At 38.0% G+C, this 25,476-nt stretch carries 27 protein-coding genes; 16 read left to right on the top strand and 11 right to left on the bottom strand.

Annotation, left to right across the window (positions count from 1 at the left end; all coding sequences use genetic code 11):
- Nucleotides 1-15 precede the first annotated feature (15 nt).
- The 4 genes from IW22_RS17830 to IW22_RS17815 all read left to right on the top strand — a co-directional run bounded on the left by IW22_RS17830 (nucleotide 16) and on the right by IW22_RS17815 (nucleotide 2,725).
- Nucleotides 16-1,485, top strand: coding sequence for an FAD-dependent oxidoreductase (locus IW22_RS17830; protein ID WP_034729069.1), 1,470 nt, complete (start codon nucleotides 16-18; stop codon nucleotides 1,483-1,485).
- Between the two features lie 30 nt (nucleotides 1,486-1,515).
- Nucleotides 1,516-1,986 (top strand): hypothetical protein, encoded by a 471-nt coding sequence (locus IW22_RS17825; protein ID WP_034729066.1) that lies wholly within the window; start codon nucleotides 1,516-1,518, stop codon nucleotides 1,984-1,986.
- A gap of 149 nt (nucleotides 1,987-2,135) precedes the next feature.
- Complete coding sequence (locus tag IW22_RS17820) at nucleotides 2,136-2,489, top strand: hypothetical protein (protein ID WP_131401758.1); 354 nt, start codon at nucleotides 2,136-2,138, stop codon at nucleotides 2,487-2,489.
- Nucleotides 2,486-2,725 carry a hypothetical protein gene (locus IW22_RS17815; protein WP_034729059.1) on the top strand — a complete coding sequence of 80 codons (240 nt, stop codon included), beginning with the start codon at nucleotides 2,486-2,488 and terminating at the stop codon, nucleotides 2,723-2,725. The genes IW22_RS17820 and IW22_RS17815 overlap by 4 nt, the downstream gene beginning before the upstream one ends.
- Nucleotide 2,726: 1 nt before the next feature.
- Here IW22_RS17815 and IW22_RS17810 read toward each other — a convergent pair whose 3' ends face one another.
- Entirely contained in the window at nucleotides 2,727-3,257 is a 531-nt protein-coding gene (locus tag IW22_RS17810) for an NAD(P)H-dependent oxidoreductase (RefSeq protein ID WP_034729057.1), read from the bottom strand.
- 95 nt (nucleotides 3,258-3,352) lie between these two features.
- Between IW22_RS17810 and IW22_RS17805 the strand changes: the two genes are divergently transcribed.
- From IW22_RS17805 to IW22_RS17795, 3 genes are all read left to right on the top strand, one after another.
- Nucleotides 3,353-3,754, top strand: a complete 402-nt coding sequence (locus IW22_RS17805) for a winged helix-turn-helix transcriptional regulator (RefSeq protein ID WP_034729054.1) — start codon at nucleotides 3,353-3,355, stop codon at nucleotides 3,752-3,754.
- Nucleotides 3,755-3,904: 150 nt separating this feature from the next.
- Entirely contained in the window at nucleotides 3,905-4,351 is a 447-nt protein-coding gene (locus IW22_RS17800; protein ID WP_034729052.1) for a hypothetical protein, read from the top strand.
- A 44-nt stretch (nucleotides 4,352-4,395) separates the two neighbouring features.
- Nucleotides 4,396-4,905, top strand: a complete 510-nt coding sequence (locus IW22_RS17795) for a hypothetical protein (protein WP_034729049.1) — start codon at nucleotides 4,396-4,398, stop codon at nucleotides 4,903-4,905.
- A gap of 96 nt (nucleotides 4,906-5,001) precedes the next feature.
- Here IW22_RS17795 and IW22_RS17790 read toward each other — a convergent pair whose 3' ends face one another.
- Nucleotides 5,002-5,550, bottom strand: a complete 549-nt coding sequence (locus IW22_RS17790; protein ID WP_034729047.1) for a DNA-3-methyladenine glycosylase I — start codon at nucleotides 5,548-5,550, stop codon at nucleotides 5,002-5,004.
- Nucleotides 5,550-5,867: a MazG-like protein gene (locus tag IW22_RS17785; RefSeq protein WP_034729045.1), complete on the bottom strand. Its 318-nt coding sequence runs from the start codon at nucleotides 5,865-5,867 to the stop codon at nucleotides 5,550-5,552. Before IW22_RS17785 ends, IW22_RS17790 begins: the two co-directional genes overlap by 1 nt.
- 149 nt (nucleotides 5,868-6,016) lie before the next feature.
- Between IW22_RS17785 and IW22_RS17780 the strand changes: the two genes are divergently transcribed.
- From IW22_RS17780 to IW22_RS17760, 4 genes are all read left to right on the top strand, one after another.
- Nucleotides 6,017-6,931, top strand: coding sequence for an alpha/beta hydrolase (locus IW22_RS17780; protein WP_034729041.1), 915 nt, complete (start codon nucleotides 6,017-6,019; stop codon nucleotides 6,929-6,931).
- Between the two features lie 17 nt (nucleotides 6,932-6,948).
- A complete protein-coding gene (locus IW22_RS17775) occupies nucleotides 6,949-7,329 on the top strand; it encodes a hypothetical protein (RefSeq protein WP_131401757.1) in 381 nt (126 codons plus the stop codon).
- A 54-nt stretch (nucleotides 7,330-7,383) separates the two neighbouring features.
- Entirely contained in the window at nucleotides 7,384-8,400 is a 1,017-nt protein-coding gene (locus IW22_RS17770; protein WP_034729035.1) for a TQO small subunit DoxD, read from the top strand.
- A 454-nt stretch (nucleotides 8,401-8,854) separates the two neighbouring features.
- A complete protein-coding gene (locus IW22_RS17760; protein ID WP_131401756.1) occupies nucleotides 8,855-10,174 on the top strand; it encodes a hypothetical protein in 1,320 nt (439 codons plus the stop codon).
- 141 nt (nucleotides 10,175-10,315) lie between these two features.
- Here the strand turns inward: IW22_RS17760 and IW22_RS17755 are convergent, their stop codons facing one another.
- The 6 genes from IW22_RS17755 to IW22_RS17730 form a co-directional block, all read right to left on the bottom strand.
- Nucleotides 10,316-11,893, bottom strand: a complete 1,578-nt coding sequence (locus IW22_RS17755) for a DHA2 family efflux MFS transporter permease subunit (protein ID WP_034729026.1) — start codon at nucleotides 11,891-11,893, stop codon at nucleotides 10,316-10,318.
- A gap of 134 nt (nucleotides 11,894-12,027) precedes the next feature.
- Nucleotides 12,028-13,131 (bottom strand): HlyD family secretion protein, encoded by a 1,104-nt coding sequence (locus IW22_RS17750; protein WP_034729023.1) that lies wholly within the window; start codon nucleotides 13,129-13,131, stop codon nucleotides 12,028-12,030.
- Between the two features lie 15 nt (nucleotides 13,132-13,146).
- Nucleotides 13,147-14,466, bottom strand: coding sequence for a TolC family protein (locus IW22_RS17745; RefSeq protein ID WP_034729021.1), 1,320 nt, complete (start codon nucleotides 14,464-14,466; stop codon nucleotides 13,147-13,149).
- Entirely contained in the window at nucleotides 14,450-15,076 is a 627-nt protein-coding gene (locus IW22_RS17740) for a TetR/AcrR family transcriptional regulator (protein WP_034729018.1), read from the bottom strand. The genes IW22_RS17745 and IW22_RS17740 overlap by 17 nt, the downstream gene beginning before the upstream one ends.
- Before the next feature lie 291 nt (nucleotides 15,077-15,367).
- A complete protein-coding gene (locus tag IW22_RS17735) occupies nucleotides 15,368-16,633 on the bottom strand; it encodes a tail fiber domain-containing protein (protein WP_034729016.1) in 1,266 nt (421 codons plus the stop codon).
- Nucleotides 16,634-16,953: 320 nt separating this feature from the next.
- Nucleotides 16,954-18,072, bottom strand: coding sequence for an ATP-binding protein (locus IW22_RS17730; RefSeq protein WP_034729014.1), 1,119 nt, complete (start codon nucleotides 18,070-18,072; stop codon nucleotides 16,954-16,956).
- A gap of 427 nt (nucleotides 18,073-18,499) precedes the next feature.
- Between IW22_RS17730 and mdlD the strand changes: the two genes are divergently transcribed.
- The 4 genes from mdlD (at nucleotide 18,500) to IW22_RS17710 (ending at nucleotide 22,940) form a co-directional block, all read left to right on the top strand.
- Nucleotides 18,500-19,819: an NAD(P)-dependent benzaldehyde dehydrogenase MdlD gene (mdlD, locus tag IW22_RS17725; protein WP_034729011.1), complete on the top strand. Its 1,320-nt coding sequence runs from the start codon at nucleotides 18,500-18,502 to the stop codon at nucleotides 19,817-19,819.
- A 194-nt stretch (nucleotides 19,820-20,013) separates the two neighbouring features.
- Nucleotides 20,014-21,297: a membrane protein gene (locus IW22_RS17720; protein ID WP_034729009.1), complete on the top strand. Its 1,284-nt coding sequence runs from the start codon at nucleotides 20,014-20,016 to the stop codon at nucleotides 21,295-21,297.
- Nucleotide 21,298: 1 nt separating this feature from the next.
- The gene (gene lptC / locus IW22_RS17715; RefSeq protein WP_034729007.1) at nucleotides 21,299-21,895 is read left to right on the top strand and encodes an LPS export ABC transporter periplasmic protein LptC; all 597 of its coding nucleotides are present in this window, start codon (nucleotides 21,299-21,301) and stop codon (nucleotides 21,893-21,895) included.
- Between the two features lies 1 nt (nucleotide 21,896).
- Entirely contained in the window at nucleotides 21,897-22,940 is a 1,044-nt protein-coding gene (locus tag IW22_RS17710) for an anhydro-N-acetylmuramic acid kinase (protein WP_034729005.1), read from the top strand.
- 222 nt (nucleotides 22,941-23,162) lie between these two features.
- Here the strand turns inward: IW22_RS17710 and IW22_RS17705 are convergent, their stop codons facing one another.
- Nucleotides 23,163-23,552, bottom strand: a complete 390-nt coding sequence (locus IW22_RS17705) for a hypothetical protein (protein ID WP_034729003.1) — start codon at nucleotides 23,550-23,552, stop codon at nucleotides 23,163-23,165.
- Nucleotides 23,553-23,592: 40 nt separating this feature from the next.
- Between IW22_RS17705 and IW22_RS17700 the strand changes: the two genes are divergently transcribed.
- Nucleotides 23,593-24,204, top strand: a complete 612-nt coding sequence (locus tag IW22_RS17700) for an NUDIX hydrolase (RefSeq protein ID WP_034729000.1) — start codon at nucleotides 23,593-23,595, stop codon at nucleotides 24,202-24,204.
- Here IW22_RS17700 and IW22_RS17695 read toward each other — a convergent pair.
- Nucleotides 24,197-25,468, bottom strand: coding sequence for a UDP-N-acetylmuramoyl-tripeptide--D-alanyl-D-alanine ligase (locus IW22_RS17695; RefSeq protein WP_034728998.1), 1,272 nt, complete (start codon nucleotides 25,466-25,468; stop codon nucleotides 24,197-24,199). The genes IW22_RS17700 and IW22_RS17695 overlap by 8 nt on opposite strands.
- Between the last annotated feature and the right edge of the window lie 8 nt (nucleotides 25,469-25,476).

Below are 25,476 nucleotides of genomic sequence, written 5' to 3'. Positions count from 1 at the left end.
TGTTTAATATTGTCAATGAAGAAAAGATATTTTTTTGCCATCGGAATTGTAATCGTTCTTGTATTTATTTCTATCCCCATTATTCACGTTCTCAGAACGAAGTGGAATGAGTCCGATCTTAAGACTGAAACACCGAAAGGCTATGCGAATGATGTAAGCCAACTGAATTTAACCAAAATAGACACTTTAATAAAGGTTCCTTCTTCAAAAACAGAGATCGAAAACCAGCTGCGCCAGATTCTGAAATATGCTAAGGAAAAGAAATTAAAAATATCCATTGCCGGAGCTCAGCACAGTATGGGCGGACACACAATTTACCCAAACGGCATCTTACTTAATATGCTTCCGTATAAACATATGGAACTGGATGCTGAGAATAATATCCTTACGATTGGCTCAGGTGCTCTTTGGGAAGATGCTATACAATATATCGATATAAAAGGAAAATCAATTGCCGTCATGCAGGCTTTCAGTTCTTTTTCCATAGGCGGTTCGGTAAGTGTGAACGGTCACGGATGGCAGAAAAATATTCCCCCGGTTGGATCAAGTGTTGTTTCATTTACATTAATGAATCACAATGGTGAAATTCTCAACTGCAGCAGGGAGGAGAATCCTGAACTCTTTAAACTGGTGATCGGAGGATATGGTCTGTTCGGGATTATTTTGGATGTCAGATTAAAAGTGGTGGATAATACGAGCCTCAAATACCGGTATGTCCGTTTAAAATCTGATGACTATACGAATGATTATAAAAGGCTTATAGCTGATCGCCCGGAAGTCAGTCTTGTTTTTGGAAGGTTAAGGATTTCCGATAAGCATTTTCTTGAAGAAGCCACGATCAACTATTTTGAAAAGACTGATGAAAAACCGTCATCAATTACTGCTAAAAATGCAAAAAGTGAAGAAATAAAACGTCTTGTTTTCAGAAGCACTGTCAACAGTGAATATGGAAAAAGGCTTCGCTGGGATCTGGAAACCAACCTCAGCAAAATGGCTCAAAATATTGTCTATACGAGAAATGAACTTCTTGACGGCCATGTTTCTCTCATTGAAAATAAAGACCCAAATTCTACGGATCTCCTGCAGGAGTATTTTATCCCTGAAAGAAATTTCAACCAGTTTATCAAAGATATCAAGCCAATTCTCAAAAATTCCGAACTGGATCTTCTTAATATAACAATCCGCGCAGTGAATAAAGATGAAGACAGCTATATGAACTATGCAAGGGAAAATGTTTTCGGGTTTGTCTTATTATTTAACCAAAAGAAAACAACAAAACAGGAAGACGCCATGAAGATCCTTACCAATAAACTCTTAGATGCTACCCTTAAAAATGAAGGAACGTTTTATCTGCCCTACCGTCTCCATATCGACAGAATAAAGATGAGGAAAGTATATCCTCAGGCTGACTCCTTCTTCGCTATGAAAAGAAAGTATGATCCTCAGGAAATTTTTGACAACAAATTTTACCAGCATTATAAATAAAAATTTACTATCATTTTAAAAACCTGAATAATGGCCAGTTGTTTTATTATATTTAAAGACGGAAGATGTTTCTCCAGAAGATGGACTGGCTACGATTGTATCATAAGGATTGCGATCGAGGAGCTGGCTTTTATCGAAAACGGAAAGCCTCTGGCAGAATGGCTGGAACTTCAGATTCCCCCTGAAGATGAGGACGAATATGAAAGAGCAGAAAGTGGCTATGGCTTTTACAGCGCCCGCACCGATGAATGGATCAACCGGCATCTGGATACCAGAAGCCTGACAGAGGAAAACCAAAAGTTGTTCTGGAAAGCCATTGAAAACGGAAGAATCAAGGTGCATGACCCTGAGTTGCCGGATTATACGGATTTAAACCCTGAATATTTTGATTTGTTTTATGAAATGTACAGGCTTTCTGAGGATGGAGCTCCACCGCTGGAATATTCGCATTGGGGCGTTGTAACGGAATGTCATGAGAAAGACGGCCCGGGATGGGAATAAAAACAATTGAATAAATTAATGATCTGAATATGAACTGGGTGATCAGAAGCACAAAAACGGTAGAATTTCACACGAACCTTCATAAAATTTTAAAACCTATCTGGGAAGACCTCATTGAGTACGATTGGATCCTGACAGATCTTGATTTCATGACAGATGATCAATTACCAATCCATTATGATCAAGATTATTTTATTTTAAACAAAGAAGAGTTTAGTATAATTTATCAATCCCGGACTCAAATAATTTGGGGAATTATTTCTGCTGTTCCCAAAAATATACAATTGGATCTTAACCTTATTTCAAATTTATCTGCAGAAGATGAAAATGTATGGAGAGCCAATCAACATTTGATTAATGAATCTTATCTCGAAATTGTAGCATTTGACAGTGGATATACCGTCGTTAAATTCAAAGATGAAAAACTCTCAAATAAATTCAAGGCCTATTTTCAGGATGAAGCTATAGATTTATATGAGTTTAACAAAAAATATAGGTTATGAAATTAAGATCAATTGGTAAGTACTTTTTCCTTTGCGGAGTAGTGATGTTTCCCCTTTCTGTCATCATGTTCTTAATTGGGGCAGGAATGTTTACTGCCAGAGGAAACTTTTCACCAATAGTCAGAAGCTTAGCGGAGTTTTGTTTTATTTTTTGGCTGCCTTTTTTTGCATTGGGAATTATTTTTTCACTTACTGGAATGATTATTTATTTCATCAAAAATAAATCAAAAGATTAAATTATAAACCTTCCAAAAACTTCAGATACATCGGCACACTACTCTCAATCCATTCTTCTGAAGGATCATTTTCAATTCCATAATATACAAAAGGCTCTTTATAATCTCCTTTGATGTAGTCGAAAGTCAGTTCGTAAGGACGGAAAAGCTCATTCATGGTATATTTGTACTTTCCGGATTCGCTATAGCCTTCTTCATCAATTCCAGCCGTAACAGCCAGTGACATCTTCTTCCCTCCAACTTTGTAACCGCTCTTACTTCCATAGGCCCAGCCGTAAAGAAGCACCTCATCAAACCATTTTTTCAAAAGCGGCGGACTGCTGAACCAGTAAAACGGAAACTGGAAGACAATTTTGTCATAAGACTCCATCAGCTGCTGTTCTTTTGCTACATCGATCTTTTCATCCGGATAGGCTTCGTATAGTGAGTGAATGGTATATTTTTCAGGAGATTTCTTTAATTCTTCTATCCATCTTTTATTGATCACCGACTTTTCAATATCAGGGTGAATGACTATTACTAATGTTTTCATTTTTCTGTTTAAATTTTCTTCAGCAAAAATAATATACGTAACTTACATTTAAAATAGTAGTGCCCAATTGTATGGTACTATAAAAAATGTAAGTAATGACTAAAATAAAGGAAACATCGACCAATTTTGCCAATAAAAAAGCCCTTTCCGACGAGTGTCCGGAGATCTATGCTTCCAATACCATCGGCGGACAATGGGCGCTTGCCATCTGCTGCTATCTCATCAATGGAAAACTGAGATTCGGGGAGCTTAGAAAAAAGCTGAACAATATCACAGAACGAATGCTCACGCTGCAACTCCGCAGACTGGAAGAAGACCGTATTATCACCAGAACCGTGTATGCTGAAGTTCCGCCCCGCGTGGAATATGAACTGACAGAGATCGGTTATAAGTTAAAACCCATCATTCTGGAATTTGAAAAATGGGGCAAGGAGCATAAAGAGATTATGCGGGATAAGGAGGTTATTTCTGAACCGCAGAAGGTGGAAAATAGCTGAATTTAAGTTTCAGCTAAAGCCAATTGATTTTGTTTTATCTCATTGAATGGGCTGAAGCCCGCTCCTATTGATGAAATAAAGATCCGTTGCTAAACAATATTGATTAAATTATAAGAGTTATTTTCTACAATTAATAAATATTTCTTCTTGATGATTACATTAGATTTTTTAAAAGAAATTTTATCTTCTCAAGCCTTGAGAAATAATCCCAGTGCCAATTATTTTTATGAATTTGACATCGTTGCATTTGATCATTCCATAGACGCTCCAGACTTCATGAGAAACCACTTTGCTTTAAAAGATAATAAGGAACTGACTGTACAACCAATAACAGAATCTGAATTCACAAAAACAATACATAAGTGGTTCTTTGGGCGTGAAAGATCAAAGAATATCAATCCGGACAGCGCGGAAAACCTTGAAACAGTAGAAAGCTTTTACCTTTCTTTAAAATCATTCACCAAAGAAAAGCAGATTTTCCATTTTCAAAATGTTAATATGGGAAGGCACGAGTATCAGCTGGGAATAGATTATGACTATTTATACATTGAAGGCAAAGAAAATAATTTTCTCATTTATTTTAATGCACAGGGTTGATCATGTGTAATTTTAATGTATCTTAAATCCATAAACACCACAATATGAAAAACCTGATTTTATTATTCAACCTATCCCTTGTTCTATTCTTCGGAACCCGCGCCAGTGCACAGAAAATTTCTGACGGCCAGACTATAGATGTCGATGGTATGAGCGTTACTTTTAATATTTTAAACAAAGAAAGTGTGCAGGCAGGCGGAAAATCTTATGACCGTTATAAAGTTTCAGCATCCGTAAAAAATGCTTCAGATAAAGGGTACAGCATCAGACTGTCTTCCTACCCTCAGATTGTGAGCAATATCGGGCTTGTAGAACTCGACTGCATCAATGCAACAGGCGCGAAACTGACTTCCAAAAAAATCGAGCTGAAGATGAAAGCCCAGATGATCAATGTATCTTATTCCGCTTACGATAAATCAGGAAAATTCGTCACCAATATGATTCCTGTCACGGGAAGTTATTATTTTGATCCGGGAGATACCATCAGCGATAATGCTATTTTCATTGTTCCACAAGGTGAAAAGCCTGATGTTTCGGTGAGAAATTTAAGATAATGTGTTGATTTGATGATGGGATGATTTGGTGATGGGATGATTTAAAAAAAACACCTTCTCTCAAACTCTCAGACTCTAAAACCCTCCAACACGAATCTACTCCATCCAAAGTGGCTTTTGTTCCAACACGTGCTGATAAACAGGGCATGTTTCGGCGTGGGCTCCTTTCAGATATCCTGTGCTCATTAAAAATTCATTTACAATTTCTCCGCCGGTGAATTTAAAAGTCTTTTTGAACAGTTTCATCCATTCCTGAAGGGTTTTCGGGTGATGGTGCTCCAGCCATTTTTCAAAAGACCCGAATTCCTTCTGCAGTTCTATGATGGTTTTAGCATTTTCAATGGCTGCATTTATTTTCAGGCGGTTTCTGATGATTCCGCTGTCGTTCATCAGTCTTTCCCTGTCCTCTTCCGTGTAGGCAGCGATTATCTGAATATCGAAATTATGATAGGCTTTTCTAAAACTCTCTTCTTTCTTTAAAACAGTTTCCCAACTCAGTCCTGCCTGGTTGATTTCCAGGATCAACCTGCCGAAAAGTTCGTTGTCATCATGGATCGGAAATCCGTAATAATGATCGTGGTAGTTTTTGTGCAGTTCTTTTCTGCTTTCGGGCTGCATTCCGTCTATGGCTAAACAATAACTCATTAAAATAATTTTTCTGTTTTGGTTAAAAATTCGTCTAAAGCTTCTTTAATATCAATTCCTGTGCGGTCTGCCAAAACGATCAGCCACCAGATATTTTCACCCAATTTATGTTTTAATTCTGCTTCGGAATCTTTTTTAAGCCATCTTTTCTGGTGAGACATAATATCTCTGCCTACAAGCCCTGCATCAGTAAGATAAGCCAGGGTATCCTCTTCCAAAGTCCATTCGGTTCCGTGGTGCTGGCGCTCCAGTTCATGATAGCTTTCTCTGATTCCGAGGGAACGTTTAATGATTTCGTCTAGATTATTCTGATCCATTATTTTGTTTTTATTTGATTCTGATTTATTCAGACGATAAAGATAAGACAGGATTGTGACAACTGTTAGTCAGTAGCCTTTTAATTTTTAAATTTTATGATGCTCAATTTTACAAAAACATTATACATTTGAGGACTCTAAAACAACCTATGAAATCTTTCCTGTCTTTTCTTTTTGCTCTTGTTTGTTTTTCATTTAATGCTCAGCAAGTTTATTCCAAAGCTTATGGCAGCCCAAAAGACACACCTGTTATTTTCATCCACGGCGGACCCAGTGGAAATGCGACTCTATTTGAAGGAACTACCGCTCAAAAGCTTGCAGACAAAGGATTTTATGTGATTGTTTATGACAGACGCGGCGAAGGAAGGTCTAAAGATGATCATGCGACCATGACTTTTAAAGAAAGCTTTGAAGACCTCAACCAGATCTATACAATTTACCATCTTAAAAAGGCCAATATCCTTGCCCACAGTTTTGGGGGAATTATCGGAACCTTATTCACCAGACAGTTTCCTGAAAAAGTAAGTTCACTGACATTGGCAGGAGCTTTATTTTCTCAGCAGGAAACCTATGACCATATTTTAAAACAGGCTAAAGAGAAATTCAAAAATGATCCTTCACAGCTTCAGGAGATTGCGGAGATTGAAAATTTAAGCAAAAACTCGGCAGCTTACAGAAAAAGATGCTATGAAATGGCCAGCAAAATGAATTTCTTCAGCATGCCCTCTCCCACTCCGGAAAGTAAGCAATTGAGACAGGCATATGAAGCCGGTGAATTTTATGCCACTAACTTCAGAAATCAGGAATCGCCACTTAAGTTCTATAAAAATGAATCGCAGAACAACATTGACAATACTTCTGTTCTGAACGAAATTAAAAAACGTAGAATTCCAATTTTCGCCGTGTATGGAAAAGACGATGGCATATTTTCTACGAAACAGCTTAATGATATGAAAACGATCGCCGGAAAAAATCATTTTAAAATCATTGATAACTGTTCCCACTATCTCTTCGTTGACCAGCAGGATGAATTTTTACAATTCATGGGGGAAAATCTAAAATAAAATGTAGTTTTGTAAATATGCGAACCACAGGCACTTCTATGAAAAACTATAAAGCACTCATCATGATGCTGATACTGGCCTTTTCATTATCGCCGTGTTCTGTGAAAAGAGATCTTCTCAATATTTTTGATGTTCAGTATATCAGTGGTTTAAATAAAGTAAAAATTACAGATTCCGTTCAATCCTATTCTTGTGACAGTGTAACGGAACGTTTTTCAGCCAGAGCTTCTGCTTCAAAAAGTGTCTTAAAATCTAAGGGAACTCATTACTTTACAGATACCGTTCCATCTCCTGAGGAAGGGAAAATACGTTTTCAAAACAAATATTCCGGAACAACTACCGGGAACAGTCCGCCGAAATACATCCTGTTTAAAAGACTGAAATTGCATGTGATTTAGATTTTTATCCGAATCCAATTTTCTATAAACGTCTTTTAATACAATACAATTTCAATGAAACATATTTCAGACAGCCGGTCTTATGACCTGGCCGGACTCTATACTTTATCACTCCGTCTTGTGATCGGATGGACTTACTTTTCAGCATTCTGGCGCAGACTCGTCCTCGAAAACAAACTTATTCCCGATGAAGCCGGATATATCGGTGAAAAATTTAATCATTTTTTGCCTAATGCCTTAGGAATAAAACCCATTATTGAATATCTGGTTACCCATCCTGATGCTTTGGAAACTTCAATGATTACTTTTACGATTATTGAAGCTGTGGTAGGACTCTTCATTATTTTAGGGTTATTTACCAGATTAATGAGCATCGGAATTTTCGGGCTTGCTATGGGAATTCTTCTCGGTTCCGGCTGGATTGGAACAACGTGTCTGGATGAATGGCAGATCGGTGTCTTGGGAATTGCCGGAGGATTTGTTTTATTCCTTACGGGAAGCGCTCCTTTTTCACTGGATCATTATTTCATCAAAAAGAATACATCTTTCACTCACAAAAAATGGTTTCTGTGGCTGGGATCCGGCGTTCTTCCTTTGTTGAAACCTAAAACGATTGTGCTGGCGGGATCTGTTTTTATTTTCGGGCTTACGCTCTATACCAACCAGTATTTCCATGGGGGCGTTTGGGGAACACTTCATAATAAATCGGTAAAACCGAAGATTGAAATTTCCAATGTTTCGCTTAACGCTTCGGACATAACGTTTGAAATCTACAGAACTCAGGGCGTAGATGTGTACGGTTCTTTTCTGATCGGAATTCAGTTTCTGGATAAAAACGGAACAGTTTTAAAGGCATTAGACCTTAAAGATCTTTCAAAGTTTCCTAAAGAGAACATTAAAAACCATTATGTGGCTAAAGTAAAGCCCGGAAAGCACGCTCTGATTATTCCTTTGGGTTCAAAAGCTGATCTGACTTTCAGTCTGAATGAAATTTCTGTGAAACAGGAAGAGATTCATACGGTAAAGCTGATTGATATCAGTGGGATTGAATGGACTGCTGGGGTAAAATAAAAGCTTAAAATTGAATCATTAAGGGGCTTTAGGTTATTACGAATATGAAGTTTAAATGCTTCGTGGACTTCGTTCGTAAAAACTTAACAGCCCCACCTATTAAATATAATCCCTGTAGTTGATACGGGGATTAATTCTTAGTGAAATACCTAAGCATTTTAATTAGCCAAATTTGTCTTTTTCAAGACGGGAAAGCATCAAAAAGAATACTAAATACATTCAGAGCAATATGGCTTCCGGAAAGCTGATGATTTATCCTTCAGCTTTTCATTTTTTCTCCTTTATTTTTTGCTGGAATCCGGGCTGTACAAAACACCCTACTGACCGAACACACAGTCAACGTGCTAAAAATCAAAAATTTGCAATTATGAAATAAAAAAATGACAGATATCTGCTATTTGTTAATTGAATGAAGGCCAATATGTTTGCAAAACATATTAAAACATATTGAAAGATGAAAAAACTACACTTAAACATGGCACTGCTATTTGTTGGCAGTACGCTTTTCTCCCAAGTAGGAATCAATACATCGTCTCCGGAAGCAACATTAGATGTGAGGGGTAAAAATCATTTGGGAGCAGTGACTTCTAAAGACGGAGTACTTGTTCCAAGGGTAAATGATCTATCTGCCAGTGGTTCTGTAAATGGACAATTGGTTTATCTGATAGCAGATAACGGAACTTTTACAAAAGGATTCCACTATTGGAATGGCAATGTCTGGACCGGCTTTGGAAATGCTATAGCAGGAGATACCACTAATGATGCGTGGATAAATGATGTTGCCAATACAAGAGTTAAATTAAATTCTCAGTCTGACGGTTCTACAGCGAGACCTGCAGGAACAGAAATGGTGATACTTGATACGGGTAGTGTGGGTATAGGAACTTCAAACCCAAACAGAAAACTTCATGTTGCAGGAGCTCTACTTACTACTCCCAATACCACCAATGATGGAGCAACGGGTTCCAACAGTGAACCTGTAACTATAGAATTATACGGTAAACAAGGGACAGGTGGCGATACGCCTGTAGGAGGAGTAAAAATGTTATGGTATAATCAAAATCCGGTATCTATGAATATTCTTAGGGGAAGTGCTTCAAATGATGGAGCCGGAATAGGATTTAATATCTCAAAAGATGGCACAACCGAATCTGAAGCAATGAGAATAGCAAGGAATGGTAATGTCGGTATAGGAATTGATTCACCGACTAATAAAACTGACATCAACGGAGATTTAAGGGTGCGTACCATGATAACCGGACAGGATACAGAGTATATATTATCTGCTGACTCCAACGGGGTGCTGCATAGAACTACCTTAACTTCGCAGTCTGTTGGAGATACTAACACTTCAGGCTCAACAATTCGTAAAAACCAATATTTTGCCACCAGAGCTGATGGTACTAAAACCATAAGTGCAGGCATTGTAGAAGTGAGGATGATTCCTTTTGATGGTAGCAGTACACTGTATAATTATCCGCAGTTAAGATTAAACACCGCACCGGCATCAAATATCTCTGTAGTTGTATTAAATGATGAAACATACAATTCGGGCGGAACTCAAGGATCGGCAGTCACCCTAAACTTCACACCATCAAATTATACTACCTGGCGAACTGTGGGAAATGGAACTTTGAATGTTGATGAGAAAAATATCCTGACTTTTTCTATTCCCGGCACTACTGATTTGTACAGAGTGACATGTTATGTTACCGGTAATTCTGCTACTTCCGGTCAAGAAAGGTTTTATAATTTAATAGTTGAAAAATTTTAAAATTTAATAAAACATAGTACAATAATAGGATTGAGTAAAACTAAGCCGTAGAAGGCTGAAAAGAGTTGAATCATATTCTTTCAATAAAAAAATCAATAAAAAAACCTCCGGAAGTTCCGGAGGTTTTGTATTTCAACTGATTTAGTGCATCGCTTCACTTAAATCTATTTTTTCTTTGCTCTTTCGTTCTTTTACCAATAAGATGAACGGAATACAAATTAAGAAGGCAATTCCTAAATAAAGGAAAACATCCATGTATGACAGTACTGTTGCCTGTTTGGTGACCGTCATATCCATCATTTTATAAGCGGCGTTCATGGCTCCATCGGGAGTCATCCCTTTCGCCATAAAGCTTGCTTTTAATCCATTCAATCTCTGCTGGACATCAAAATCATTAGAGTCTAAATGAGAAATCAGATTGACCCTGTACTTCTGGCTTGCATTGGCGATAAATGTTGTGATCGCGGCGATCCCGAAAGATCCTCCCAACTGTCTCATCATCCCTGTAAATGCTGCTCCCTGACCAATTTCCTGACCTTTCAATGTACTTAATGATAATGAAGTGATCGGAATAAACAATAATCCTAATCCGGCTCCTCTTACCATCAACATCCAGAAGAATGCATCTTTACCGGTGTCCGGAGTCAGAATTTTATATCCCCAGAAACTGTAAACGAAGAAGGTAAATAATCCCAAAGATACCAAGATCTGCTGTTTTACTCCTTTTGAAAGTAACCTACCAATAATAGGCATCATGAAAGCGGTTGTTAATGCCGCTGGAATCATTAATGCTCCGGATTCTAAGGCCGTCCACCCTAATATACTCTGGGTATACAACGGAACGATAAACGTAGAACCATATAAACCAAATCCTAATACAAAGGACATGACGGTTCCAATCCTTAAATTACTGTTTTTCAAAACCCGCAGCTCTACAATCGGATACTTGAAAGTAAGTTCCCTCCAGAGGAATAATATAAATCCTAAAACTGCTGATACGGTAAACAGAACGATCCATCCACTCGCAAACCAGTCTTCTTCATGTCCTCTTTCCAAGATATACTGTAATGAACCTACTGTAACAGCCAATAAAGCGATTCCTAACCAGTCTACATCTGAAGCTTTACGTCTCTCAGCGTATTTCGGGCTCTTTATAAACTGTAAGGTCATTAAAGTGGCCGCAATTCCGATAGGAATGTTGATATAGAAAATATAAGGCCAGCTAAAATTATCTACGATATATCCTCCTAATGGCGGCCCCAATGTAGGACCGATAATGACTCCCAACCCATAAATAGCCTGAGCCATACTTCTTTTTTCAACGGGATACGATTCCGTAATGATGGTCTGTGAGGTTACCAGTAAGGCTCCACCTCCAATCCCCTGACAGAGTCTGAAAAATACCAGTTCCCAGATATTATCTGCATTACCGCATAAAAAAGAGAATACGGTAAAAATAATAATAGAGGCTGCAAAGTAATTTCGTCGTCCGAACTGTTGGGAAAGCCAGCTTGTCATGGGTACGATAATCACGTTACCAATGGCATAAGCTGTAATCACCCAACCCACTTCGGAAAGGGTAGATCCCAGGTTACCTTTCATCTCGTTCAGGGCAACGTTCACAATCGTGGAATCCACAATTTCCAGCAAAGCACAAAGAATAGCTGTGATCGTAATGATCACTCTTCGGGCTCCGTATTCTACTAATGAATCTTGCATAGTTTTTTACGATGTAAAAAGGTGAATTGTCAATGGGTAATCAACTTCGTTTGTCAATTTTCAATTTCATGTTATCCTCAGCAACTGACTTGCATCAGCAAAATTGACAATTCACTTATTTCACAGTTTTAATATTATTTAAGCGAAACCTCTGCTTTCACGTTCATTCCCGTTCTAAGCTTCTTAGCAATATTCGGGTCCAGTTTTACAAAGTCTATCTTCACAGGAAGTCTTTGTACTACTTTTACGAAGTTACCACTCGCGTTATCCGGAGGAAGAATAGAGAACGTAGAACCTGTAGCCGGAGAGAATGAACTTACCACTCCGTCAAATTCTGTATCCGGGAAAGCATCGATCTCGATTTTCACTTTCTGACCTTCTACCATTTTATCAACCTGAGTTTCTTTAAAGTTGGCTACTACCCATTTCTGGTCGTTTTTCACTAAGCTGAATAACTGAGATCCCGCCTGTAAATACTGTCCTGCCTGGATCGGAACTTTTCCTACAAATCCGTCTTCCGGAGCCAGGATAATGGTGTAAGAAAGATTCAGTCTTGCATTTTCCACATCTACTTCTCTCTGCTTAGCCACTGAACCTGCCACGCTGATCTGCTGAGAACTTGCAGCGGTCTGAGAAGATGCTACATTCGTTTGCTGAGCGATCTGGTTTCTCTGATCAACCAAAACCTGAAGCTGTCTGTCTGCAGATTGTTTTGCTGCCAAAGCCTGCTCATATTGCTGTTCTGTAATCGAGTGATCTTTTACCAGAACAGAATATCTTTTCAGATCCTGATTGGTTTTCCAAACATTTACCTTTGCTGCTTCTATCTGAGCATTGGCCGTTGTTACCGCTGCTTCTGAAGTATTGATACTTTTAGACGTTGCTGTAGTAGTAGCCTGTGCGTTTGAAATATTGCTTTTCGCAGTCGTTAATGCTGCTTCAGCCTGTACCAAAGCCATTTTCTGGTCTCTGTTGTCCAGGATCACCAAAGTATCCCCTTTCTTTACAAACTGATTATCTTTTACTTTTACCTGCGTTACATATCCTGAAACTTTAGAGATTACAGGGCTCATGTTGGAAGCAATCTGAGCATCGTCAGTTTCTTCATGAATCTGTCCGTAAGAATAAGTTCTGTATCCGTAAATCCCTCCTACCACAACGACAACCGCTAAAATAATTGGGAAAACTAAACTTTTTTTCTTTTTAGGTTCAATTGCTGGTGTATTATTATTTTCCATTTTTGGTCTTAATCTTTATTTAAATGTTAAAGTTCCTGTAGTTTGTAATAGTTTTCTGTAAGCCAGTGCTGCATCTGCTTTTGCATTGATAACCCCTACATTTGATGCTATCTGAGCGGCATCCGCATCCAAAAGTTCGGTCATGGTTGCCAAACCGTTGTCATATTTATTTTTTGTGATTCTGTAGTTTTCATTAGCCTGTTCAGCAGCTTTTTCATATACGGAGATTCTCTTTTTGGAGTAATCTGTATTCTGATATTCTCTGTTCACGTCAAGCTTAATATTGTCATTCAATAACTCATCCGTTGCAGCTAGCTGCTTTTCTCTCGCCTGAGACTGTCTCAGTGAAGAATTTTCTTTCCAGATATTGGATAAATTGTAAGAAATTCCTATCCCAACATTAACGGCATTGTATACGGTAAGAACTTTTGGAACATCTGCCGCTACATATCCTCCGGTAAATGCTATTGAAGGAAGATTTTCAGCTTTTGCTGATTTTGAACCAAGCTCGGCCGCTTTTCTCTGCTGAGCTAAAGCCTGTAAGTCTTTACGGTTTTCTCTGGCTTCATTGACGTAATAATCAACGGCTTTTACTTCGGAACCTTCATCGATATAATTCTGGTCCACTTCAATTTCTGTAGTTTCAGGAATCCCTAGCAACAAATCCATATTGATATTGGCAATATTGTAGTTATTTTTGGCTTCCAACAATTGCAGCTCGATATTTGAAGTCTGAAGATTGGCTTTTAAACGGTCGTTTCTTGCGATGACTCCGTTGTTTTCCAGTTTAAGAAAAGTCTCATCCCTTTTTTGAGAAGCCGTAAGGTTTTCTTCTAAAACTTTGATGGACTGATTGGCTTTAAATAAATTATTGTAAGCCTGAGCCACGTTGTAAGCAATCGCTATTTTATCATTCTCAGTGCTCAGTTTTGAAGCTTCCACCAGATATTTCGCAGACTGGATCCCGTATTTAATTCTTCCGCCACTGTAGATCGGAACACTTAAATTAACCGTTCCGTAAGCCACCTGATGTACATCCGGACTTGCTCCTGCTGCACCCGAACCACCGCCAATCTTTAGATCAATAGTGGGCTTGATAGGAAGGTACATATAACTTCCCGACACTTTCAGTTCCGGAAGCTGTCTGTTTTTGGCTTCCAAAAGATCTGCTGTAGCCTCTTCAATCTTGGCGGCATCAATCTTAAGGTTTTTACTGTTCTGGATTCCCAGCTGCACGGCTTCGTCGAGAGTGAGCTGTTTTTTCTCCTGAGCATTAATGGCTGCAATTCCCATAAACAGGGATAATGCGAACACCGAGTTATTTATTCTCTTCATAACCTAAAAGGTCTTTTAGTAAATATTTTATATGTTTATTAAGTTCTGTGTAATATTTTTCATCAAAAACTTCATCGTCATCTGGGTCATTAAGGAATTCTTTGTACATTTCCTTAGCATTGGATGCATAAAATAAAGTTCCACTTACCGTAGCGTGAAGTAAATAGATGGGAGGATTTTTGGTGAAAATTCCTTTTTTAAGCCCGCTTTCCAAAACCTGCGAATACATGGAAATAAAGCCCATCTTGGTCTGCTTAAGAAATTCCACGATCTGTGGGTTTTGTGTATAAAGCTGCTCCCGCTGCATAATTCTGTAAAAACATTTGTGATGTCTTACTCTTCCGGAAAACTGGTCTACGACTTTCTCTATCTTCTGCCAATCGTTGATATCCGTTCTTTCCAGAATATCTTTGGCGAAGAACTGTCCTTCATTCATTCTGTATTCAACCAATTTCTCATACAGTTTTTCCTTGGATCCGAAATAGTAGGAAATCATAGAGATATTTACATTCGCTGCCTTGGAGATTTCCCTCGTGGAAGTTCCTTCAAAACCTTTTTCAGCGAAAAGCTTCTCAGCGGCAAATAGTATATTTTCTTCTTTTGAAACCATAGTCATTCTATTTTTCAGGGTGCAAATGTACACAAGATTTTCATAAAATCAAACGATTGATTGATTTTTTAATGTTCTTTTAATATTAGCTAATATAAATCGCTGAAAATTAATACAGTTAAAGCCTAACAAATTTGGATACTATGTGAAAATTATTTATATTCCTTTCAAAATGAGTCTATTCTGATAACTTAATTTACCCGAAAACAGACAGAGAACACAGATTATTCAGATGACTCCATAAAAAAATCCGGCTGACATGCCGGATCTTCTGTCTTGAAAACAGGATCTTTAGTGGGTAACAATCATTTTTTTTGAATCAATTAATTTTCCGTCAGCCTGAAGATTGTAGATATACGTCCCGGGCGTGAGTGTGCGGGCTGAGATGCTGGTCTGCTTTTCACCTCTTTTTACAGGAATAGATTGCAGCTGTCTCCCACCCATATCATACACCAGGATGGATACATTTTCTCCGGCAGCATTAAACCGGATGACCGTTTCCTGGTTAAAAGGATTTGGAACATTCTGCTCCAGGGAAAATGAAGAAAAGCTTGGTTTATCGGATACCGTTTTCTTTGTTTCAGAAACTCCGTTGATCTTCACTTCCAGTGCGGCCATTCTTTCTTTAAGGTCTTTGATTTCGCTTTTCTGCTCTTTAAGTTCATTCAGCAATAGAGGAATGAATTCTATATAATTAAGGGCATAGTTTCCTTTTTCATCAATCGTAACCAGATTCGGGAATTCTTTTTCCACTTCCTGGGCTATAAAACCGAAGTGCAGTTTATCATTATCTGCTCTTTTGTCTGTATTTCCTTCCTTAGACTTAAAAGTATAAGAGTAAGGCTTGATATTAAGCAACTTGGAAGAAAGATCTTTTAAAGGCATAATATTATCCTTTAATTTTTTATCTGAACTTAAAACAAATGCCTGCGCTCTGACTGACCCATAAAAAACATCCAAGTCATAAGTAGATGATGCATCAACCCCCACACCCAATCTGGCCATATAAATTCCATTGGCACCGCCTGAAACTGTACCAAACCCGGAGGTACTGCCGTTACCACCATTCAGAAAGCTTAAATAGGCTATGCCTCGTATAGAGTTAATACTGGTCCCATTTCCAAATGTAGGACTTGAATACATGGTAAGATTTGAAGATTTCAGGTTACCCAGATTGTCATTGTACATCATCCTGCTTTCATTAGCTGTATTGGACAAAGACCGAAGTCCGAAAACACCATTACTTCCCAACCAGTTGATTATTATTGGATCCATAGCTGGGATCACGTTTCCTGTTTGAGTATAAACTTCTGAAATATTTGTAGCATTATTACCAAACAGTGACACTACATTTTTAATCTTCAAAGCCGGAAGAGGTCCCGAACTGATAATATCCACTTTAGCAGCGGGAGCTGTAGTACCAACACCTACATTGGCAGCAGTGGTAGACGGTATCGTAGTGCCCGTCCATACATTGGCAAGAGAAACTTGTGCGGAAGCAGAAAAAGCAGCCGATGACAGGAATAACAAACATAAAAGGATATTTGTTTTTTTCATAATATATTTTGTTTTAATGGTTTTAGTTTGAATCTTAGAAATTCTTTAATAGTTCTATGAAGCTATTAAAACAAAATATATCCCTGTACTATGAATAAATAAGTGTAGGTGTTTTCCTAGTAAGTGTCTTTATTTTAGAAGCAAGTGTAATATTAATAAGAAATTGTCGATAGTGAATTTTTGAGAGGTAAGATTTTAGATATCAGATGTCAGACACGAGACATCAGACGATAATTCGTTAGCTTATTTACTGGCAACCAGCAACGAATAAACCAGCAACCAGTAACTGGCAACTGAATTCAGATTAAATAGAGAATTTTCTACGAATTTTTATGAATGTAACGCGATAATTTTATCCCGAGATCTGTCCAGACAATTTTAGGATTTCCGTTTCGCGTCAGGTGAAGATCCGCAGTATTGATTTCTTCTAAAATACTTTCAATATTAGCACCGCTTATAAACTTTGAAAAGCCGGCCCAGTTGAAGCCGTCTGCATCTATCTTTTTATAGACCAGATTTTCAGACTGGTAATTCTGAAGAAGGGCAAGCCTGAAGATTTCAGAGCAGTAATTCAGGAAGTTTTTCTGTTTTTCCCTGTTCCATCCTGCGATTTCTCTGGCCCAGAAGATGATACTTTTAAGGAACTGAGGTTTCTTTTTTACCATAAATGCATCACGTACCCACTGGATGAAAAGCTTTTCAAATTCGTCACTTTTGTGTCCGGAATTTAAAATTTTCAGAGCATCATTGAGATCGCCCTGCGCTTCGTGAACAATCTCTCTTATTTTTTCAGCAGAAACCGAAGCATTCTTTTTAAGATAATTTTCCAGATCCTCATCATTAAGTCTCGGAACTTCCACGATCTGTGTTCTGGAAAGAATAGTCGGAAGAATGTCGTTGGCTGTTTCAGCGGTCAGAAGAATAAGGGTTTTTGCAGGTGGTTCTTCTAAAAACTTCAGAAATTTATTGGCTGCAGCAACGTTCATTTTATCGGCTCTCCAAACGATAAGAATTTTGGTTCCGCCTTCAAAACTTTTCAGGGCAAACTTCTGGTTCTGGTCATCTATTTCATCAGCGGAAATAAAAAGCTGCTTATTTTCAGATTCCAGAAAAGCAGTCCAGTCGTCATAGCTCGCATAGGGAGAAGCCATGATCATTTCCCTGAAGTCCTCGAATTTATTTTTGCTTAACGAATTTTTGTTATCGGTAAAAACGGGGAAACTGAAATGCAGATCCAGATGGTTCAAATGCTCCACTTTTGAGGCTGCGTGCTCATTTTCTCTTCTAAAAATCTCCTTAGCATAGGCTAAAACCATCGGAAAAGTTCCATACCCCTCCTTTCCTAAAAAAAGCTGTGCATGGCTCACTCTGTTTTCGGTGATACTTTCCTGAAGAAGTTTTTTCAGATTTTCCTGTCCGGCGATGTTCTCCCAATTCATGTTCCAAAGATAAAAAATCTTATCTCAACTAAGAAGATTAAGTCTATTTAATATAACAGAAGAGTTACAGGTTGGAGAGTCGGAGAGTTTTTGGGTTGGAGAGTTTCGGGAGGTAGGCGTATTTTGGCTGCTGGTTGCTAGTTGCTAGTTGCTAGTTGCTAGTTGCTAGTTGCTAGTTGCTAGTTGCTACTTATTAGTTATTAAGCTAAAGAATTATTGTCTGAAATCTGACGTCTAAAAATCTTGATTCTTGACTCTTGGTTCTTGGTTCTAAAATCCCCAATAGGAAACATCAATAATCCAATTAGACTAAATCAGATTTTAAATAGCGCACAATATAATTTTTGGCAATACATTTGTTGCATCAATTTTAATTAACTTATTGATACTATTTCAACACCCCTTTTAATCATTAAATAATAAAAGAATGACTCAAGAATCGGAACAAAAAATAAGAGAAGTATTCCAGCAACAGAAGGCTTTTTTTAAAACCAATCAGACTAAAAATATTGAATTCAGAAAAGCACAGCTGCGAAAATTCCGTGACGTGTTTTCCAGTCATACCGATGCTCTTTGTGAGGCTTTGGACATTGATTTAGGGAAAAGCAGAAAGGAAGCCGAATATGTGGAAATTCAAATTGTCATGAGCGAACTCGATTATCTGCTTGAAAATATAGACGAATGGGCAAAACCCACCCCGGTAGAATCCAAACCGCATCCATCCGGAGCTGAAGTAGTAAGCAAAATAATATATGAGCCTTATGGCGTGAACTATATCATAGGACCTTTTAATTACCCGGTTCAGCTGACCTTCAGTCCTCTTATCGGCGCATTAATTGCAGGGAATACGGCAATCATTAAACCTTCAGAAAATACGCCTCACGTGGCCAAAGTTCTGGAAGATATTGTAAAGGCATCTTTTGAAGAATCTTATGTTGCGGTAGTTCAGGGAGCTATTGAGGAGAACACGTTATTACTAAGCCTCCCTTTTGATTATATTTTCTTTACAGGAAGCCCAAATGTTGGAAAAATTGTCATGAAGGCTGCCGCTGAACAACTTATTCCTTTAACGCTGGAACTTGGAGGAAAATCACCAACGATTGTTCATCATGATGCAGATCTGGATAAGGCTGTGGCAAGAATTTCTTATGGAAAATGGATCAATTGCGGGCAAACATGCGTTGCTCCGGATTATATTTACATTCATGAATCTGTGAAGGATCTTTTTGTCGAAAAATTTAAAGCTTATTTACATACTACGTACACCGACGGATCATTGGGGAAAATAGGAAAAATTGTGAACCAGAATCAGATCAAACATCTTGCAAGTTATCTGGAAGCCGCTCCTGAAAAGGTTATCTACGGTGGAAGCTATGATCTTGAAACCCGTCATTTTGAAGCGACTCTTATGGATCAGGTGACGTGGAATGATCAGGTGATGCAACAGGAAATTTTCGGTCCTATCCTACCGATACTGACCTATAGCGATATTAATGAAGCTCTGGAAGAAATAAACAGCAGACCTAAACCGTTGGCTTTATATGTTTTTTCAGAAAATCAGGAATTTGCAGATGATGTTATGAACCGCACAACAAGCGGTGATGCAGAAATCAACAGTACGATTATTCATGTAGGATCTCATTACTTACCGTTTGGAGGGGTGGGAACTTCCGGAATGGGAAAATACCACGGAAAGTTTAGTTTTGAAAATTTCAGCCACAGCAGATCTGTGCTTCAGGTAAAATAATTTACTTATTTAAGACTTAAAAAGGACCATTCACCGCATATGAATGGTCTTTTCTGCATAATAGAATTGCTATTTTTATTTGTAAAAAATTGCATTTTTCTTTTAAAGACAGGCCCTTAACAAACTTTAACCACATATAATTTTTACAATTCATTAATATTTAAGATATTTGCGCATTGTTTTAAAAATAAAGAATGAAAAAAATCTTTGCGGTATCATTCATATCAGTTGGATACTTCCTAAATGCACAGAGTCTAAGTAACTCTCCGTATGCAACTTATGGAATTGGAGATGTAAAATATGATAATACTATTGAAACTGCCTCTATGGGTGGTATTTCTACTGCTTATATCAGTGATTTCACAAGCAGCTTCAATTTCGCAAACCCTGCGAATAACTCTAATTTCGAGCTTACAAGTATCAGACTGGAAGCTACCAACGAAAACAATTATTTCAAAACTAATTACAACGATACGAAGTCTACCAAACATTCTACGTATCTTTCTAATATTGCACTGGCATTTCCCCTGTCTCCAAAGGTAAAAATGGGAATTTCCTATCAGCCTTACAGCTCTAAAAGCTACGATATTGTCAATAACGCAACCGGAGCAGACGGACTCATGTACTCCAACCGTTTTAAAGGAAGCGGAACTCTGAATACTGCACAGGCAGCTGTTTCCTATAAAATTGATCAGAATTTTGCAGTGGGTTTGAGAGCCAATCTTTATTTTGGAAACCTGTATGACCTGAACGAACTTAGAATTCAAAATACGGAATACATCAACGGGTACGAGACTAAAAACAGCATCAAAAACTTCAACTTCACCCTAGGAGGTAGCTATCAGACTCTGAACACGCGTACAGACAAGAAGCTAACCATTGGTGCAACTGCTACATTTGGAAATACCAGTAATATGACGACTGATTACACCAACAGCACGTACAGATACAGTGATGCTGCAGAAAGTGTAAAATCTTTAGAAACCATTATAGAGCAGAAAAGTACAAATTCTAAAAACCTTCTTCCGTTACAGGCTTCATTAGGGGTAGGTTACGGAAGTGAAAACCACTGGTTTGTATCAGGACAGGTTGACTATAAAAAAGGAGAAGATATTTCTTACTTCGGAAAATCTTTTGATTTCCAGGATACGTACAGAATCTCTGCCGGAGGATGGTATTTACCAAACTACAATAACTTTAGAAATTATTTTTCAAGAGTAATCTACAGATATGGAGCCTTCTATGAAAGAGGAAACCTTAAGTTAGATGGAAACAGCATCAATAAGTTTGGAATCTCTGCAGGGGTATTACTTCCATTCAAAACAAGCAGCATTACCAGAATGAGCGGTCTTGAACTGGGTGTAGAATTAGGAAAGAGAGGAACTCTTAATAATAACCTGATCAACCAGAATTATATCAACCTGAGAGTCGGTTTCAACTTTGCTGACAGATGGTTCAGAAAGACTCTTTACAACTAAAATGGATTTTTCAAAAAAAATATCATATAAAAATATAGCATGCCTTTTTAGTTGTGCTATATTTTTTATACTGACATCCTGCGAAGAGGACCTTACGAGGGCCAATGGAAGCAAAAGCAAGAACTTCCCTTCACAGATCATCAATAATGCCAATATTATCCAAAGGGATTCAGGGTTTATCTCCTTAAAAGCCAAAGCTAAGATCATCGAAAAATACGAGCTGATCGACAGTCCTTATATAGTGGCAAGAAAAGGGATCAACATTGAATTTTTCGATAAAAAGAAACCTAAAGTACCGGGTAAAATCACCGCCAAATATGCCCGTATTTTTGAATATAAAAAATTCTACGAAGCAAAAGGTGATGTAAGAATTACGACCAATGAAGGACAGCGTTTTGCGATGCAGAGTATTTACTGGGATCAGAGAAAAAACAGAATCTATACCAAAGACACAGTTTACGTTACCATGGAAGATGGCTCTACTCTTGTAGGCGCTAATGGGATGACAGCTAAAGATGATTTCTCGGAATACAAGTTCTTCAATAATTCCGGAGATTTCAGTACAAAGAGACTCGAAGAAAAGAAAACACCACAATAACATGAGGTTTCAGGCTATTGGACTCATGTCCGGCACCAGTCTGGACGGTCTGGATATATGTTTTGCCGCTTTTGAAAAACAGAACGGCTGGAATTTTCAGATCCTTAAGGCAGAAACCCTTCCCTATCCTGAAAACTGGGAAGAAAAGCTCAGGAACTCGATCCATTTATCTTCGGAAGAACTATTGGAGCTTCATTCGGAATATGGCTTTTATCTGGGCGAAAAGGTCAGAGAATTCATTGACAATAACCACCTTGAACAGATCGATCTGATTGCATCTCACGGGCACACGGTTTTTCATCAGCCTCAGAAAAAATTTACACTCCAGATCGGAGACGGAAGAGCCATCAAAATAGAAACATCCCTTCCTGTTATTTACGATTTCAGAAGTCAGGATGTCCTGATGGGAGGAAACGGCGCACCTTTAGTCCCTATCGGAGATGAATTTCTTTTTTCTGAATACGATGCATGCCTCAACTTAGGCGGATTTTCCAATATTTCCTTAAAAGAGGATGGTAAAAGAATAGCATTTGATATTGCCCCGGTTAATATTGTCCTGAACAGACTTGCACAAAAATTCAATAAAAATTTTGATGAAAATGGTGATCTGGCGAGAAAAGGCGCGATTGATGAGGATCTTTTAACAAAGCTTAATTCTCTTGAGTTCTACAGCCAGTCCCATCCCAAATCATTAGGTATCGAATGGTGTAATGAACATATTTTTCCTTTATTGGAAAACATGGAAACAGCAGATGCCATGGCCACTTTTACAGAACATGTCGCTCATCAGATTTCAAGGATCATTAATCAAAAGAATTTACAGAATATTCTCTTCACCGGCGGAGGCACTTACAATAGTTTCCTAATTGAAAAAATCAAAGAAAAAACTGAGTCTGCGATCATCATTCCGGAAAAAGAGATCATTGATTTTAAAGAAGCACTGATATTTGCCTTTATGGGAGTTTTAAGACTTAATAATGAAATCAATGTACTGGCTTCTGCTACCGGAAGCACAGCAGATCACAGTTCGGGCTTAATCTGTTGATTTCGGGAGACAAGGTCAATGGTGGATTTTTGAGAACCAAGAGTCAAGATCCAAGAATCAAGATTTTAGACATCAGATTTCAGACATGAGACATCAGACGATAACTCATTAGCTTAAACCAGACAATAAATACGTTTCACACCATTACACTCTCAAATTCTGCGACTCTCAAACCCGTATTCGTGCAGCAATAAAAAAGTCCTGAAAAATCAGGACTTCTATTTATTTGTAAACTTCGATCTTATCGGTGAGTGTATTGATAAAGTTTTGAAGCGGCTTTTCTACCATCATTTTGATAAAAGGATTGAACTTCCCTTCAAAAAGCATCTGAACTTCGGTCTGAGTATCATTAACAGCGTTTAAAGCGGCTGTCAGTGTAAAATCCAGACTTGAGCTTGCTGACTTCAAAACAGCTTTCTGCTCGTTCACTTCATCTATTTTCAAAGCAATTTCAGGCATTCCCTGAAGACCGAATTTGAATCCGTTGTCTCTTGTTTCGAATTTCTGAAGACCGTCCGGCATAAAATCTTTATAGTTTTCAGGCGATTTCAATATTTCAGACAATTCTTTAGATGATTTATTGACAATAATCTTTCGTCCTTCTAAATTCATTTTTTATTTTTGTATTTAAATTCTTAATTCTTACAAATATATGTATAAAGTTTTTGTGAACGAAAAAAAATTATTGGTGTCTAAGCATCCCGAGCATCTTGAAAAAGAACTTAGGTACGAAAGTTTCACAACTTTAGAGATGGCATTGGATATTTTGGAAAACACTTCTGTAAAAGAACTGAATGTTTTCGGTGAGAATATTGAAGAGATCTGGAAAGAGTTTCAAAAGCTTTTCAGAATCATAGAAGCTGCGGGAGGCCTTGTGAGCAATCCTCAGGGAGAGCTGCTTTTCATTAAACGTTTAGGCAAATGGGATCTTCCGAAAGGTAAGATGGAAAAAGGGGAATCCCGCGAGGAATCTGCCGTAAGAGAGATTGAAGAGGAAACCGGTCTCAAAGACGTAGAGCTGTTACAATTCATCAATACGACTTATCACATCTATATCGAAAGAAACGGAGAAAAGATCCTTAAATGCACGCATTGGTTTGAAATGAACTTCAATGGTGAAGATACCTCGAAGCCACAAATCGAAGAAGGCATTACTGAAGTAGCCTGGAAAAACACCACTCAGATAGAGGATGAAGTTTTCCCAAGCACTTTTCAGAATATCAAACTTATTGTAAAAGATTTCTGGAATCTGAAGCTTAAATAAAGTCTATCGATTTTTCAAGAGCAATTCCTCTTGACCCTTTTAACAGGATATTTTCAGACTGAATGGTATTCTGCTGAAGGTATTCTATCAGTTCTGCAGTATTGTCAAAAGACAATGCTGAAGGATTGACGGTTTTAAAATATTTTCCTACGGTAATAATCTGGTCAAAGGCCAATTCCTGAGCAAGTTTTAAAATGTTCTGATGCTCTTTCTCACTCTCTGTCCCCAATTCAAGCATATCTCCGATAATGATGGTCTTACTGCCTTCGAATGTAATAAAGTTATGCAGAGAAGCCGTCATAGAGCTTGGATTGGCATTATAAGTATCGAGTACCAGCGTTCTTCCCTCTTTTTTCACTACCTGCGAACGCATGTTCGTTGGTATGTAGTTTTCTACGGCATGCTTTATTTTTTCAAAGCTGATTCCGAAATGAAGGCCAAGGCTGGCCGCCGCACACAGATTGGTAAAATTATATTCTCCGGTCAGTTTTGACACTGCTTTTACTCCCTGAAATTCCAGTCCTACAAAATGTTCTTCTGAAAACAATCCGAACTGATAATCCGAAGTTTCTTTTCCGAAAGTGATTTTTGGGGTATAATTTTGAGTTTTTTCTGCCTGAATGGGATCATTCTCATTCACGACAATAGTTCGTCCGTTCGTTTTCAGATAATCATAAAGCTCAGATTTCCCTTTAATCACACCTTCAAATCCTCCAAAACCTTCCAGATGGGCCTTTCCAAAGTTAGTAATATATCCAAAGTCCAGTTGGGAAATGGTACACAGAAGCTCTATTTCTTTCTGATGATTGGCTCCCATTTCGATAACGGCCATTTCATGTTCCGGTTTAATGGAAAGAATCGTCAGCGGAACTCCGATGTGATTATTTAAATTTCCATAGGTATACTGCACATTGAATTTCTCTGATAGTACAGCATGAATGATTTCTTTAGTGGTTGTCTTCCCGTTGCTACCCGTAAGCCCAATGATCGGAATATCCAGCTGATTTCTGTGATAAATGGCAAGCTGCTGGAGAAATTCCAGGGTAGACGGAACATAGAAAATGTTTCGGTCTTTATTTTCAAATTCCGGCTGCTCCACGATAGAGGCCAAAGCACCATCGTCAGCTGCTTTTTCTGCTAAGGTTGCCGCATTGAAATTATCACCTGAAAAGGCAAAGAAAATATCATTCTTCCCGACTTTTCTGCTGTCGATCGTTACTTTATCTGACTTTAAAAATAAAGGATAAAACTGTTCTATATTCATAGTTCAAA

Origin of the sequence: Chryseobacterium sp. JM1, assembly GCF_000737715.1 — a bacterium.
Classification (GTDB): Bacteria; Bacteroidota; Bacteroidia; order Flavobacteriales; family Weeksellaceae; genus Chryseobacterium.
The sequence above is the reverse complement of the archived record's forward strand: the minus strand, read 5'-3'. Positions and strand labels throughout refer to the sequence as shown.